Below are 15,221 nucleotides of genomic sequence, written 5' to 3'. Positions count from 1 at the left end.
GAACTTGCAACAATAATTTACAAGTCTTATAAAGAAAAGTAACATCCTCTAAGAATAACCAGTCGCCATCGGATTGGTTAATGTCTATGTGTATGCTTATAGGAAAATAGCTGATTTCTCGCAGCAGGTGACTTGCTAGCGTTTTAGACAGTTACTTGCGGCAGAAACTGCCAAAGTTAAAGCCTTCGCAATTTGACAACTCTGCTGGTATGGATACGAATAACAAAAGTTCCTCTAGCTTAAAACAGGAGAATCGGGGCTTGGTAATCGATCGCCTAAAACAGGACTTAAAAAACGACCTGATTGCTGGTTTGTTGGTAATAATTCCCCTAGCAACCACTATCTGGCTGACAATTACCATTGCGACTTGGGTAATCAACTTCCTCACCCAAATTCCTAAACAACTGAATCCCTTTGATGGGTTAAACCCAATTTTAGTAAATATACTTAATTTGTTAGTAGGATTAGCCGTACCATTACTAAGTATATTACTGATGGGTTTGATGGCTCGGAATATTGCTGGGCGGTGGTTGTTAGATTTTGGTGAGCGATTATTACAAGCAATTCCTTTAGCCGGACAGGTATATAAAACTCTCAAACAGCTTTTAGAAACAATCCTAAAAGACTCTAATGGCAAGTTTCGTCGGGTAATTTTGGTAGAGTATCCCCGCCGAGGAATTTGGGCGATCGCTTTTGTTACTGGTGCAATCAGCAGCGATATCCAAGCCCAGATATCTCGCCCCGTGCTAAGTGTTTTTATCCCCACCACCCCAAACCCGACTACCGGATGGTACGCCGTCGTTCCTGAAGACGAGGTGGTGAACCTCTCCCTGTCGATTGAAGACGCTTTTAAAATAGTTGTATCAGGTGGCATTGTCTCTCCCAATACGCCTTTGGTTTTTTCCAAAGAGTCTACATTGGAAGTGAAACATGACGAAATCAAGCAGCAGGTTATTCCCGTTGAAGAAACTTGAATTGGGGACTGGGGACTCATACTCTAAGCCGACCCGTTAAAATCAATCTGGCATAGTTACAAGCAAATGCGTAATGTTGTTGTTTAACTGTGCCAAAATTGATAGACTTATAAGTTTGTCTTGCCTAGTTAATCAGTTCTCGCACAATCACCCCTCAATTTTATGCAACCTCGTAAACCCCAGCAAATTGCTCGTGAATTGGCGCTTTTAAGCCTTAGCCAATTGCCAGTCAACCCCAAGAAATTAGATAAATTGGAAGACGATCAACTAGTATCCAAGTTGGTACTAGGTGCTGTACGGACTCTGACCTCAGAAGTACAAGATACCCTCGACAATGCCGCAGGTGAACTGCAACGCAGTAACGATCGCCTCTTAAGTAGCCAAACTCGGGCCGCCGACCTGAATACTGCCAGAACAATGCTTCAAGAAGCGATCGCTTGCACCCAGACAGCAATTAATCAGTTGGGTACAGCAGTTGATTTCCCAGTATTAATTCAGTTAGCTAATCAGGACAAGGGAGTTCGGAATTATGCTAAAGAGCTTGTGATTACCGTCAACGAAAATCGACATATTATAGATGAACTCATTTCTGCGGCCTTAGTAGATTGGCAAGTAAGTCGCCTCGCCCAAATTGACCGCGATATCTTGCAAATCGCCGTGGCAGAAATGAAGTTCTTAGGAGTTCCAGATAGTATCGCCATCAACGAAGCCGTGGAGCTAGCCAAACGCTACAGTGGAGACGATGGCCATCGGTTTATTAACGGTGTTTTGCGCCGAGTCACTGAGCAGAAAAAGACAGCATAGCCTTTTTTACTTGCCAAAGTGAGGGGGATGAGGGAGCAATCAATTCAAAATTCAAACATTTTAGAACTTCTGCCTCCTGCCTCCTGCCGACGCTCTCTACGAGACGCTAAAAGCGAACGCGGACTCGCTTGCCGCCGGCGCTATCCTGCCTTCTCTTTCCCAATGGCCAATGCCCCAAGTTAAATTAAACTCATAATTCATAACTCATATAAACAATACTGCTGCAATGGTTTTTAACTGGTTCCGTCGTCAACATAACGATTCCTCTAGCACTCCCTCCGATCAGAAACAGGAAGAAACTCCTCCTGCAAAAGAACCCCAACCAGAGCCAGCCGAAACCCCAACACCAACTGCTGAAAATGCACCAGACACAACGGCAGACTTATTGGCATTTGCTAAAGCTGCCTATAAAAATATTCAGCAAAAACAGCAAGTTGAGGTAGTAGAAACCCCACCTGATTCAGTAGATACTTTATCATCAATAGAACCTGAAACCGCAGAAACGAGAATTGCGGAAATCACTGAACCAGAAGCAACTGAGGAACTTACAGAAGTTATCCCGGCTGCTACTGAGGCAGAAATTACAGAAGATTCCTCAGTGGCCGCAATTGCCCAACAGCCAGATGTTTCCAGCCTAGAAGTTGAACCAACGCCCACCGAACCACTAGCTACGCCAGAGGTAATACAACCAACAGCACCAGCTAACTTATCTTTTTTAGAACGAGCGGCGGCAGAACGGCAAGCGAAGTTAGAACAACTAATAGCTACTGCCATTGAAGTTCCAGAACCGGAGGTAGTACAGCCAGTAGTTACAACCTCAGAAACAGAAGAGGAAATTCCCGGACTGCTATTTGATGATGGGTTTGTCTGGTCAGCAAAAGTTCTAGCGGCTCAAGGTAGAAGTGCAGAAGACGTTTCTATTGAAGAAATTACTTGGCTGAAAAAGCTCCGGCAAGGGTTAGACAAAACTCGCCGTAGTATTCTCAACCAACTGAAGGCGATCGTTGGTCAAGGTCCGTTAAACCAAGCTGCTGTAACGGAAATTGAGGCATTGCTTTTGCAAGCTGATGTGGGTGTAGAGGCGACAGATTTTATTATCAATGCCTTACAGACAAAACTTCGAGAAGAAGTTACTGCACCAGAAGAAGCGATCGCTTTCCTGAAAAAAATCCTCCGAGATATGCTGGATGCACCTGGCAAAACATCCCACAAAACTACCTTTACCCCAGAAAAAGAAACCTTAAATATTTGGTTAATCACTGGGGTGAATGGTGCCGGTAAAACCACCACTATTGGCAAAATTGCCCATCTGGGACAAAAATCTGGCTATAAATGCTTGATTGGGGCAGCAGACACCTTCCGCGCCGCCGCCGTGGAACAGGTGAAGGTTTGGGGTAGTAGAAGTGGTGTGGATGTAATTGCCAATCCGGGAAAAAATACAGATCCAGCAGCAGTTGTATTTGATGCGATCGCAGCCGCCCAAGCGCGTCAAACCGAATTACTTCTAGTAGATACAGCTGGACGACTGCAAAACAAGAAAAATTTAATGGACGAACTCGGTAAAATCCGGCGAATTATCGACAAAAAAGCCCCAAATGCCAAAGTAGAATCACTATTGGTTCTAGATGCAACTTTAGGTCAAAATGGACTGCGGCAAGCCGAAGTTTTTTCTCAAGCTGCCCAACTCAGTGGTGTTGTCTTAACCAAGCTGGATGGTACTGCCAAAGGCGGCGTTGCCCTTGCCGTTGTGCAGCAGCTAGGTTTACCCATTCGCTTTATTGGTGCTGGCGAAGGAATTGAAGACCTACGCCCCTTTTCGAGCTATGAGTTTGTCGAAGCTCTCTTGAGTAGTTAGTTTAAAAATTTCGAGTTAAAATTTTTCTGAATAAACTTAGGACTTACGCAATACTTTACGCAATACTGTATGATTCTTCTCTGGGAGACCCTGTGCGTTGACGTAAGCCGCTCACAGAGAAGAAGATTCGATTTAAGTATTTGAAAACTTATTTACATATTCTCAGGTTTGAGAATGAATGTAAGTCTGTTTTTAACCAAACCAAGCTCGATTTGAGCGCTTATAGAGGTTTTCACTCAAAAGACTTCTAGTCTTCTAGTTTCCTCAGCCCAAACAGTCCTTCTGAAAGCGTTATAAATTATTCTTTGAATAAAGTATTTTTATTACTTTAGAGATATGCTTTGGGAATTAAGTTATCCAAAAATGAAAGGATTTCGGAAATTATCAGCAAAACTAGTAATTCTTACGGGTTGAGTTTGGATGAAAAATACATGATTTGAAATTACTAAATATTCCATCAAAAATACAATAAGCAAATAAAATACTTATAAAATTTGCCTGTTACGTCTTTATACTCTTGCTAAAATGACAAGTCTTGCCTAAATATGGTTTAGCAATGCCAAAGCCAAAAGATTTATAAATAATCTAAAATCTGCCAATATAAAGTGCAATAATACCTGTGCCTGTGTCTCAACTGCCCTCTCAACCCACCGATAATAATAGTAGTGCCGCGACGGATGTCACACCAGTCGTGGCACTCAAAGAACTCGTGGCAAGGTTGCACCGGGAACAGAACAAAATTCAAGATTTGCTAAGTTCTTTAGGATTTGCCCTGAGAAGTTTCAATAATTTGAATCAGTTTTTGGAACTGATTCCCCTAATGGCAACAAGAGTGACAGATGCAGACGGTAGCGCCCTGTTTCTCTACAAACCTAATGGTCAAGTCAGATTAGAACAGTTACATTGGCAAGATAGTCGCCAGCGAAAAAATATCCGCAAAGCGCTAGAAATAGCCAGCAGTCAAATCACGCTTGTGCCTAGTACTGCCCCTCTAGCCAATGCTACGGGGATTTTAGATGACCAGATGCATCGCTATTTAGGACCAGATGTGCAAATCTTTGGCACGGCGATTCTAGTCAAGCATACAGAACGGGGATGGCTCTATGTCTTGAGCCGCGATCCAGAATATAGTTGGACAGAAACCAGGCAAAAGTTAGTTAGGTTAGTGGCAGATCAAACAGCAGTAGCGATCGAAAACGATGAACTAGCTGTAGAACTAAGAAAAAAAGAACGCCTAGACCAAGAACTAGAAATTGGCGCAGAAATTCAACGGCGACTTCTACCACGTCAATGCCCTACAGTTCCTGGTGCAGTCCTGGCGGCACGCTGTAAACCTGCCAATCGCGTCGGCGGAGACTACTACGACTTTATTGCTACTAATCACAATAAGATTCAGCCCAAGATCAAAGGTGACACCGAAAATAGTCGCTGGGGTTTGGTTATTGGCGATGTTATGGGCAAAGGTGTCCCCGCAGGGCTGATTATGACCATGATGCGGGGAATGCTACGGGGAGAAGTACTACATGGTAATTCCCCAGCCAAAATTCTCCAAAACTTAAATAGAGTTATGTATGCGGATTTGGAAAATTCCCACCGCTTTGTAACGCTATTTTACTCAGAATATAATCCTCACAGCCGAATTCTCTCTTATAGCAATGCGGCACACAATCCTCCTTTGTGGTGGCACGCAGCGACAAAAACTGTCAGCCGTTTAGATACTTTGGGAATGTTAATCGGTTTGGATGCTAACAGCCAATATGAAGATGCCCAGGCACAGCTAGAGCCTGGAGATACAATTATTTATTATACAGATGGCTTGACTGATGCGGCTGCGGCTGGTGGCGATCGCTTCGATGAAGACAATTTTGTTGCTGGCTTCAATACTGCTTGTAAATACTGCAATGGCCCAGAGGAGATTGTGGATTACCTATTTGACCAAGTTCAGCAATTCATCGGTGCTGATAAACAAAACACTGATGATATGACACTAGTTGTTCTGCAAATCTTATAGTGATTGGGCATTTATACTCGATCGAGTCATGAATGATACCAATTCAAAATTCAAAATTAAGAAATCTAGATTTTGCAAAGGTTTCTGGGCTTGGATCTGTATCAGAATTTTAGTGAAATGGTATGAATGCTTAAATTTATGGTGACAGAGTATTCACCATAGTGATTCTACTAAATTTAATTTTTTATTTATTTTTCTTTAAATTTCCCCAGCGATCGCCCAAATGGTGGCACATTAACCTTTTTTGGTAACTTGTTTGTATTTAGCCTTTAGGAAAATACATAAAAAATGATCGTTAGAATACTTTTCTGTTTAATTAAAAACTATATATTTTGCACATCTAGCACAGTAGGAAACGCCAAGGGGAGAGCAGGTAAAAGGTAAAATGTACAAGGTAAAAAGTAAAAGGTAAATTTACTTCTTCATTTTTGCTTTCTTTCTATCCTTGTGACGCAAGCATTTAGTCTGCTTCCTTTTGGCGTTTTAATTTTTTCTTTCTCCGCCGTAGCAAGTTCACAACAGCTACGACGGAGTTTTGCTTTCTTTGTTTCTTCGGTCTAGATTTAGTTTTTTAAACTTCCTTGGTATTTAAGCTTATAACCTTCATTTAATCATTTGTCAAGATATTTCGGAAAATATTTTAGATGAAGAATTTAGATGGCTATTCTTGCGCCCCAGCGTTTTGCAGACTCCGCACCACATTCTTATAACCATTAAATTCTGCAATCATCAAAGCAGTATAACCGCCCCGGTTTTTCAAATTCACATCTGCCCCAGCTTGGAGTAATAACTGCACAATTTCGCCATAACCTGCTGAAGCAGCCCACATCAATGATGTAGCCCTGGCTGAGTCTTGAAAATTCGCATCTGCCCCCTTTGCCAGCAGCAAATGTACGATCTCTTTGTGTTTGCGTTCGGTTGCCTTAATCAAAGCAGTTTTACCATCATCCCCCGGAATGTTGGCATCAGCACCATAGTCTAACAACACTTGCACCGTTTGGGTGTGTCCTTGTGATGCAGCCAACGTCAAAGCTACTTCACCAAGATTTTTCCCATTAATATCTCCCCCAGAACGTAACAGTGCCTCGACAATTTGGCTATGTCCCTGCAATGCTGCTACAAGCAGTGGTGTATCACCCAGGTGGTTCCTAATTTGGACATCAGCACCTCTGTTAAGTAATATTTGCACGACATCAATGTAGCCTTCCACAACGGCAAGGTGTAAGGCAGTTTCACCATCTCGATCTTGAAGATTAATCTCGGCTCCTCGATCTAGTAAAGCTGCTGCGATCGCACTGTGTCCAGCAGCAGCAGATGCTGATAGGGCAGTTCCACCATCAGCGTTTTGCAAATTCACATCAACCCCTGCTGCTAGCAGTGCTTGCACAATCTCCAGATGTCCCAAATCTGCCGCTAGCATTAAGAGTGTCTCACCCTCCTCATCGTGGATATTGACATCAATACCAGTTTGGAGAATTGCTTGTAAAACTTCTATTTTTCCCTGCTTAAGGGCGAGTTTCAACGCCGCATCACCATCTTTATCTGCGATATTAACTTCGGCACCAGCAGCCAATAAAACTCGCACTATATCAATATGACCTTTGAGTACTGCTGCCATTAAAGCTGTACTGCCATCTTCATTAGTGGCATTGACATCTGCACCTTTAGATAGTAAAAGTTGCACAATGTCAAGCTGTTTGGCACTAACAGCCAACATCAAAGCCGTCAAACCATAGAGTTTTCTGGGCAAGTTGATATTTGCCCCAGCATCTAGCAGCGATCGCACAATTTCGGTGTAGCCTAAATTAGCAGCAAACATTAACGCTGTCGTGCCAAGGCGATCGCATGCGTCCACCCTCGCACCAGCAGCTAGTAGCGCACACAGCCCCTTAATATCACCACTTTTAGCAGCTTGAAGCAGCAAAGTATCTTTGTTTTCAGTCATGGATGAGATCCCACACAGGGGGTTTTGTTCGTCTACCCTTAAAACTCAGTCTGAGATTGTTTATCCACTTTTGCAAGAGGGCAAAGGAAAATAGTCTGGGAAGATGGGGAAGTCTCTTTTAATTTGTGCAACTTTAAGCACAGAAAACAGAGTTATGCTAATTTTTATGAAGATTTAATAATTAGGCGAGAACACCATGAGTCCAGAACTTTCTACGTCGGTAAAATATTGGTTAAGCTTCTTCCATCCGGTGCTTATGTGGGCGCTATTAGTACTCTCAATTTATGCTGCCTATTTAGGGCTAAAAGTACAGAGTACCAGAAATGCTCAGGGAGAAGAAAAGAAAGAACTGATTAAAGGTAGATATAACGTCAGACACTACCAAATCGGGTCTATACTCCTAGCTTTGATGGTGGCAGGTGCGATCGGTGGGATGGCTGTCACTTACATCAATAATGGTAAATTATTTGTGCAGCCTCACCTATTAGCAGGACTAGGTATGACAAGTCTAATAGCATTTTCTGCGGCTTTGTCCCCTTATATGCAGAAAGGGGCAAATTGGGCGCGTGCAACTCACATTTTGATCAATTTCACCCTTTTGGGACTTTTTGCTTGGCAAGCTGTGACTGGGGTACAAATTGTCCAAAGAATTCTCACTAAAGCATAGTCCTTTGTCATTTGTTCTTTGTCATTTCTCATCCACTAATGAGAAATGACAAAGGATTGTTGACTCAGCGCTTTTGTTTGGAATTCGCAGGAAAAGGAATTCCGAAAGATTTATGAAAATCTTCCTGAACTTTGCGAGTTAAGCGGCGGGAGACTTGGCGGACAATTTGGTTAAGTAAGCGATCGCCTGTAGATTGAATTATAGACTTAGGTAATCGCTGAATAAATCGGGGAAAGTGAAGATAAACGATCAAATCCAATTCCCATTCAACTCTTGTAACTTCGCCAATACTACTGCAAGCATCGTTTCCGATTAACTGTAGAGATGCCCGATAATCTACGTCATAACCAGGCGGCTGGTAGTCAGGAATGGGGATTGTACGGATGCGGTAAATACCCTCCTCTGGGGGCAATAATTCCAAACCAATTTTCGGTTCTACTTCATAACCGAAAGAACCAAAACGACCGATTGTTAAAGCATAGCCATTTTCCCCAAGTGATTGTACCTTCATGGGGTCAGCGCAGCGCGAAAACCATGAGGCGTGAGCATTGAGATACTCAGCAACCTTCTCGACTGGGGCAGCCATTTCCATACAATCTTGATAACGACCGTAAAATTTTGTGAGCGTCGCTACATTTGTTTCTGTTAATGTATCCTCGGCTTCTTGGCTGGACGCTACAGGTAAAACTGCTTCTGTTATTTCCCAGGATTTATATTCGCCTTTTCTTGAAAGCATAAATGCATTAATGTATATTTTGGCGTTGGTCTATATTAATGATTCCCCATACACCTGGGTCATTTCGCATTCAGATCCCATTTTGACCGAAACCTCATTAATCTGTGAGCAAGTCCATAGAATTACTACAATAAAGAACTAAACAAGCACACAATAGTTTCCCAGGATAACATTTATCATGAAAGCATTTGTAGCAGGGGCAACCGGTGAAACAGGTCGTAGGATTGTGCAAGAATTGATTGCGCGGAATATTCCTGTCATAGCTCTGGTGCGCGATATAGAGAAAGCTAGGGGTATTCTGTCTCCTGAAGCCGAATTAGTGGTAGGCGATGTCTTACAACCAGAAGGCTTAACTGCTGCGTTGGGAGATAGCACAGTTCTGTTTGTTGCGACTGGGGCAAAACCTAGCTTTGACCCTACAGGCCCCTATAAAGTGGATTTTGAAGGGACTAAAAATTTAGTAGATGCTGCTAAGGCAAAGGGAATTGAGCATTTTATCTTAATTTCTTCTTTATGTACTTCGCAGTTATTCCATCCACTGAACTTGTTTTGGCTGATTTTGCTGTGGAAAAAACAAGCTGAAGAGTATATCCAGAAAAGTGGTCTTACTTATACGATTGTGCGGCCTGGTGGGTTGAAGAATGAAGATAACTCCGACGCGATCGTGATGCAAAGTGCAGATACACTGTTTGACGGTAGCATCCCCAGGCAGAAAGTTGCCCAAGTTGCAGTTGAGGCGCTGTTTGAAGCAGATGCACGCAATAAAATTGTCGAAATTGTTGCCAAACCAGAAGCAGCCTCAAAAAGCTTTAAGCAGCTATTTCAACAGTGCTAAAATTCCACAGGATTCTATTGCTTCTACCTTTTATGGAAAAATCATACCTACGGCTTGCCTACGAACTTTTGCAATTCGCTTCTTGATTCTACTCACTAAAGCGATCGCTCTATCTCCCCCCAAGGGCTTGTTCCCAAATTGGCAGATCCTCCGGTCGATCAACATCAGCTAAAGGCAACAAGTTCGCGTATGATAAACTAAGTTTCTCGGCAATATCCACGGTTTTTTGGAATACTTGAGCAGTTCCCCACTCGATGTTAACGAATAACTCCGGGATCGGTTGGCACAAACCAATTAAGTAATATCCACCATCGATCGCAGGGCCAAGTACGAGGTCAAAGGCGTGTAACTTCTCAAAAGCCGTTGCTAAAATCTGGGCATTCACTCCAGGGCAATCTGTACCAATGATAACTACTTTTTCTGCACCAGATTGAAACGCATCAAAAAGCGATCGCGCCATCCGCAAACCTAAATCCCCTTCACCTTGACACTGGTAAACCAAATCCAACCCCAGCCAATCTTGCATAAGTTGCAAATCGCCACCTGCAAACCGCACTTCCACAGATATGTCAATGACTTTTTGCAATTCTTGAACCTGAAATATTGTATGTTCAGTCATTTCACGTTGAAGATTGGCAGCCCCAACAGTTCCTAAAACAGGTATCAATCGGGTTTTTGTCTTACCTGGTTCTGGATAGCGAGTGAAAATAATCAGGTGCTGTTTCGGGTTTGCTGGTAAGTTCAGCACACAATACCTTGTTTAACAACTAAAAATATCTTAATAGCAATACTTGTCGTTTTCGTTGGCTCTAGGATGATCTTTTCCCGTTCGCATAGCCCCCAAAATTGTAGAAACATAGACACAACGTCTAGCTTTACCACTATTCAAGCTGTACAAGGTTATCTGTCCTAATCCGCCGACTGTACACTGATTTCCAATTTCAGAAATCGGACAACCGTGATAGTTAAATAAAACTCGCCACATTTGCTGTGAAGTATGTTTTTGTAAAGTTGTCTCCTTTTTTCCTTTATCGTTTTCCTCTTCATAAATGCGAATGTTTGGCTCAAGGTTGTGCCATAGGTTGCTATTGTTTTTAACAGTATCAGGAATGAATTGTCCTGCTTCTGCTTGATGAACTGCCCACTGCACAACACCATTTTGGATGCGAAAACTGGCTTGCTTAGTCAATTTATCTTTGGTGGCTTGGCTTTGTGCTTGCCGCATAGCATAATAAATCTCATTTTGGGAAGTGTTGAGACGACGAGTCTCCACAAAAGCCAGCCAACTGGATATTCCGACGCTAGCTAATATACCAATTAATACAACAACTACTAACATCTCTGGTAAGGTAAAACCACTGTCAATACGGTTTGGATAAGCATTTTTCACTTTCTTTATGGTCTGGGGAAAGGATAAGGGTTAAAGGGGAAAGGATGTATTCAAAACCTTTTTCCTTTCCCCCTTACCCTTTAACGAACCGTATTGAAACCACTGTTAGAGTGATTATTCAAGAGATTTTTTGCATTAACTAGAGATCGTAACTGCACCTGGGTATCCATTTTTGCTTTCTGGTCGATTTTCAGCTACCCAGATGTTGAGCAATGTTTCAGCTTCTTGGCTTTTGACTTCGCGCCGATTAATAATACTGTAGAGAAAGGTTGGCGAAGTAAAAATTATGATAATTTTCAAGAACAATTTTAAGGTGAAACTTATATTTTGAATTCTTGAAGGATCGTTAATAAAATACTTCCACAAAAATCTAGCAGCCGCTAAACATTTTTGCCGATTAAATGGCTTTTGTAGAGCTTTGCAGGTCAGATATTTATATAAATTTGCTAAACTTATATTCCAACTGTGCTTAAGTGTCGAAGGTTTTTGCTTATACGCTTTCTCAAGCACTTGCAAGCAGGTTTTTTCTTGTCTGACAAGATTGCAAGAAACTGAATTAGTGCTTATGCGATATAAGATTTGTACAGATGGCACACATATAAAATCAAAGTTAGAGGCTAATCGCAGCCACATATCCCAATCTTGAGCCGCACTTAGAGATTCGTCAAAGCCACCTAATGAAATTAAAGCTTTTCTAGAAATTAAGGGATTGGAACCATTTTCTAGAAAGTTATTTAATAACAGTTTTTCATAGCCATTTCCATTTACATTTATGCGCTTACCTGAAAGTAGAAATTGACCATTTTCGTCAATATAATCAGTCCAGCTATAAGCAACTTTTGCAGCAACATTTTCTTGCAGAGCTTTTAACTGAGATTGCAGTTTATCAGGTGTCCAAAGATCGTCCGCATCTAAGAAACTAACAAATTCTCCAACTGCATGGTGTAGCCCTCGGTTACGGCTGACGTTTCCGCCAGCATTAGAATAGGAAAATACTTTTATTCGGGAGTCATGGATTTTTGTCACAACTTCTAAAGTTGAGTCTTTTGAGCCATCATTAATTACAATTAATTCTAAGTCAGAAAAAGTTTGATTTAAAACAGATTGAATTGTATGCTTAATAGTTTTTTCACTATTATAAGCAGGGATGATTACAGAAATTTTTGGTATTGGGTTACTGCTTTTCATGATTTTATGGGGCTAACTTATTTTTAACTAAGTTTGGAGGTTTAAGTCCCTTGGCTAACGCAGGTAAAACGAATTGAAGCCTAAATCTAAATCCCCGTAACAAAATGTAATTACGAATTACGAATTATTTAACACTCTACCTAAACGACATTTTAAGTAGTAGAGAGGACTCATCATACTAGCCAAGTAAAACTCCATCTCAAAAAGAGCAATTAGATTACTTTTAAATTGCCCTCTATAGTGAATTTGGTGCTTTAATGCTCGGCGTAAATTTCCTAAAATAGTTTTCATAAACACTATTGGTTTTTGCCAATTTTTAGTATTTATCAAACTTAACTGGAAAATACACAAGCCACAGCCGCGCGCCAGAGTTAGGAGGTAATCTTTTTCTAGTCGCCAATGTGGTATTTGATGATAAGTATGCATGGTAGGGTTATACCAAATTTGCCAGCCGGCATAATGTATGTAAAGTAATGGTTCATAGTCATCACCCTGCACCATAATACCAGGTAGCTTACCACTTAAGTTAGGTCGATCTGGTACATTTTCACGCCATACCTGTTTCCGAACAACAAGCGCCGCACCAGGAGGAAGTCTTAAATTATCTGCATCAAATAAATATGGATTTGAACCATGTTCTCTGATAGCTAAAAAAGCTTGAATTCTTTCAAAATTTTCTGGTGGGTTTACTTCAAAATCACCATGAATCTGTCCACTCCAAGCACCTGCTTGAGGATGCTCTAATCCAAAGGTATATGCTTCTGACAACCAATCAGCAGCAGGTAAGTTATCATCATCTAAAAATGCGATTAGCTGCCCTTTGGCTTCACGTACTGCTCGCAATCTGGCGAAAGCTGCTCCCTGTTCGGGTTCTAAAAAATATCTTAAATGACACTTTCCATCATATATTTTTTGGTAATTCTGGATTATTTCAAGTGTGTTATCAGAACTATTATTATCTACAATAATAATTTCCCAGTTTAGTTGTTCTACTCCTGTCTGGGTTAATAGCTTATCCAAAATTTTAGGTAAACGGGTTGCTCCATTATATGCAGGGATGGCGACGCTAATATCTAAATTTTCAACTGTTAGTTCTGTCATAATACCTAATTTTTTAATAATCTATTTTTTAAAGTATCCATTTTTCCAAAGATAAAAAGGACTAATGAAACTACTTAAAAAAAGTTCCATTTCGCAAGCCGCTACTAAATCGTCTTTTAGATTAGTTCGATATTTGAGTAAGTGTAATGTGATTTTACGCAAGTCATTTATCATATAAGATAAAAGAGCAAGTGGTCTATATATCTGTTTGATATTGACCATTCTAGTTACATATCGGCTAAGTCCAATACCTCGAAAAAATGGAATTAAATAATCTTTTTGTAAACGCAATTTTGGGATTTTGTGTGATATTTCCATTTCTGGGTTATACCAGATTTCCCATCCTGATTTTTGGATATAAGACAACATTTCTAAATCTTCGCTGGTAAGCATATTGCCTTTAACTCTACCAGTTAGAATAGACTTATCTGGTACACTTTCTAACCATGCTTGTTTACGAACAACAAGTCCAGCCGATGGGGGTAGTAATTTTTTAGATACTTCATATAATAGCGGTAGATTACCCCGCTCTGTAATTGCCAAGAATGGAGCAATTCGCTGAAAGTTTTCCGGTGGTTCTACTTCCCAGTCTGGGTGAATTTGGCTGCCATAAGCTCCCGCTTTGGGGTATTTTTCACCAAAAGTGTAAGCTGCGATTACCCAATTTGATACTGGGTAGTTGTCATCATCTAGAAAACCTATGAATCTACCTTTAGCTTCTAAAACTGCCTTTTTTCGAGCATAAGCTGCGCCTTGTTTTGCTTCAAAGCAATACTTTAAAGGGTAAGGACATCGCCAATCTTTTTGATAGGTTTGAACAACTATAGCTGTGTTATCAGTGCTGTTATTGTCTACAACTATAATTTCCCAAGATAAATTTTCGGTGTGAAGTTGATTTTTTAGTCGTTCTAGTAGTTCAGGCAAACGACTTTCACCGTTATAAGTTGGGATAGCTACAGTAAAGTCAAGGTTCTCAGTCATTTTCCAGAAAAGTATATTTTGATGATGATGCTTTTTATTATGTTCAGCCAATGGCTAATTTATCAATGGCTGTTAAATAAATCTATCAAACATTAAAACTGCACATGATGTTTCAATTTTGCTATCAACGTGCAGTTTTATGTTCAGCAATATTACCTATTTTTAAATAAATATTGGTATTTAAATTACTTAACTGCAATTATTATCTTTTGCTGTCACCATTGAGCCTAAGAGAGTTTTCACAATGACACATCGCTTTACACTACTAGCCAATGCAGGATTTGTAGAGCTTGGTACAGCTACCACTATTTTTAACCCAGGTGGTTCTGTACCTGCTGCCACTGTTCCAAAGTTATTTGGTAGAGTTAGAACTCCCATATAGTCAAAGGTAATTTTTGCTGATGTACTTAAAGGATAGGATACAGGAGAATTAGTAGTAGTATTCGCAATGTTTTCCCCACTAAGATTTCCGCCCAGCAAAAATTTATCAGAATTGGTTCCCACATCGGCTGCTAAAGGTTTCCATATCCATGTGCCGATTGCAGCATCGGTACGATAAATAGCAACCTCTACATTTTGGGTTGTACTATTTCTCTGAAAACTGACACTGTAGCTAAGTTTTTTGATTTTAGCTTCGCGCTGTGCTTGTTGCAGTGCGGCGAAAACGGCATCGTTAACTTTATTTATCCGTTGTCGATTTATAAAGGCAGCCCAACCAGGAGCTGCGATCGCAG

The 15,221-nt window shown here is 40.9% G+C and carries 14 protein-coding genes; 6 read left to right on the top strand and 8 right to left on the bottom strand.

Annotated elements, in window-relative coordinates; genetic code table 11:
- Window positions 1-209: 209 nt before the first annotated feature.
- From HWQ37_RS10015 to HWQ37_RS10000, 4 genes are all read left to right on the top strand, one after another.
- On the top strand, window positions 210-974 hold the full coding sequence (locus tag HWQ37_RS10015) for a DUF502 domain-containing protein (RefSeq protein ID WP_292746414.1): 765 nt from the start codon (window positions 210-212) through the stop codon (window positions 972-974).
- A gap of 162 nt (window positions 975-1,136) precedes the next feature.
- Window positions 1,137-1,778 carry a transcription antitermination factor NusB gene (gene nusB / locus HWQ37_RS10010; RefSeq protein ID WP_292746411.1) on the top strand — a complete coding sequence of 214 codons (642 nt, stop codon included), beginning with the start codon at window positions 1,137-1,139 and terminating at the stop codon, window positions 1,776-1,778.
- A gap of 226 nt (window positions 1,779-2,004) precedes the next feature.
- A complete protein-coding gene (gene ftsY / locus HWQ37_RS10005) occupies window positions 2,005-3,633 on the top strand; it encodes a signal recognition particle-docking protein FtsY (RefSeq protein WP_292746408.1) in 1,629 nt (542 codons plus the stop codon).
- A gap of 619 nt (window positions 3,634-4,252) precedes the next feature.
- Window positions 4,253-5,644 carry a PP2C family protein-serine/threonine phosphatase gene (locus HWQ37_RS10000; RefSeq protein WP_292746405.1) on the top strand — a complete coding sequence of 464 codons (1,392 nt, stop codon included), beginning with the start codon at window positions 4,253-4,255 and terminating at the stop codon, window positions 5,642-5,644.
- 661 nt (window positions 5,645-6,305) lie between these two features.
- Here HWQ37_RS10000 and HWQ37_RS09995 read toward each other — a convergent pair.
- Window positions 6,306-7,589, bottom strand: a complete 1,284-nt coding sequence (locus HWQ37_RS09995) for an ankyrin repeat domain-containing protein (protein WP_292746402.1) — start codon at window positions 7,587-7,589, stop codon at window positions 6,306-6,308.
- A 196-nt stretch (window positions 7,590-7,785) separates the two neighbouring features.
- Here HWQ37_RS09995 and HWQ37_RS09990 point away from each other — a divergent pair, with 196 nt between their 5' ends.
- Entirely contained in the window at window positions 7,786-8,256 is a 471-nt protein-coding gene (locus tag HWQ37_RS09990) for a DUF4079 domain-containing protein (protein WP_292746399.1), read from the top strand.
- Window positions 8,257-8,320: 64 nt separating this feature from the next.
- On the opposite strand, the gene HWQ37_RS09985 is transcribed toward HWQ37_RS09990, so the two are convergent.
- The gene (locus tag HWQ37_RS09985; protein ID WP_292746396.1) at window positions 8,321-8,992 is read right to left on the bottom strand and encodes a DUF1997 domain-containing protein; all 672 of its coding nucleotides are present in this window, start codon (window positions 8,990-8,992) and stop codon (window positions 8,321-8,323) included.
- Window positions 8,993-9,170: 178 nt separating this feature from the next.
- Between HWQ37_RS09985 and HWQ37_RS09980 the strand changes: the two genes are divergently transcribed.
- Window positions 9,171-9,827, top strand: coding sequence for an NAD(P)H-binding protein (locus tag HWQ37_RS09980; RefSeq protein WP_292746394.1), 657 nt, complete (start codon window positions 9,171-9,173; stop codon window positions 9,825-9,827).
- 109 nt (window positions 9,828-9,936) lie between these two features.
- Here the strand turns inward: HWQ37_RS09980 and HWQ37_RS09975 are convergent, their stop codons facing one another.
- The 6 genes from HWQ37_RS09975 to HWQ37_RS09950 all read right to left on the bottom strand — a co-directional run.
- Window positions 9,937-10,575 carry a TIGR04282 family arsenosugar biosynthesis glycosyltransferase gene (locus tag HWQ37_RS09975; RefSeq protein ID WP_292746391.1) on the bottom strand — a complete coding sequence of 213 codons (639 nt, stop codon included), beginning with the start codon at window positions 10,573-10,575 and terminating at the stop codon, window positions 9,937-9,939.
- A gap of 30 nt (window positions 10,576-10,605) precedes the next feature.
- Window positions 10,606-11,217, bottom strand: coding sequence for a pilus assembly FimT family protein (locus tag HWQ37_RS09970; RefSeq protein WP_292746389.1), 612 nt, complete (start codon window positions 11,215-11,217; stop codon window positions 10,606-10,608).
- A 135-nt stretch (window positions 11,218-11,352) separates the two neighbouring features.
- Entirely contained in the window at window positions 11,353-12,405 is a 1,053-nt protein-coding gene (locus tag HWQ37_RS09965) for a glycosyltransferase (protein WP_292746386.1), read from the bottom strand.
- Window positions 12,406-12,522: 117 nt separating this feature from the next.
- Entirely contained in the window at window positions 12,523-13,506 is a 984-nt protein-coding gene (hpsE, locus tag HWQ37_RS09960; RefSeq protein WP_292746383.1) for a hormogonium polysaccharide biosynthesis glycosyltransferase HpsE, read from the bottom strand.
- A 21-nt stretch (window positions 13,507-13,527) separates the two neighbouring features.
- The gene (hpsE, locus tag HWQ37_RS09955) at window positions 13,528-14,487 is read right to left on the bottom strand and encodes a hormogonium polysaccharide biosynthesis glycosyltransferase HpsE (protein ID WP_292746380.1); all 960 of its coding nucleotides are present in this window, start codon (window positions 14,485-14,487) and stop codon (window positions 13,528-13,530) included.
- A gap of 189 nt (window positions 14,488-14,676) precedes the next feature.
- Window positions 14,677-15,221, bottom strand: a 545-nt coding sequence (locus tag HWQ37_RS09950; RefSeq protein ID WP_292746377.1) for a pilus assembly FimT family protein, incomplete at its 5' end; no start/stop codon positions are given.

Origin of the sequence: Nostoc sp. NMS4, from assembly GCF_017115095.1 — a bacterium.
In the GTDB taxonomy this organism is placed as follows: Bacteria; Cyanobacteriota; Cyanobacteriia; order Cyanobacteriales; family Nostocaceae; genus Nostoc.
This window is presented reverse-complemented; position numbering and strand designations above follow the sequence as displayed.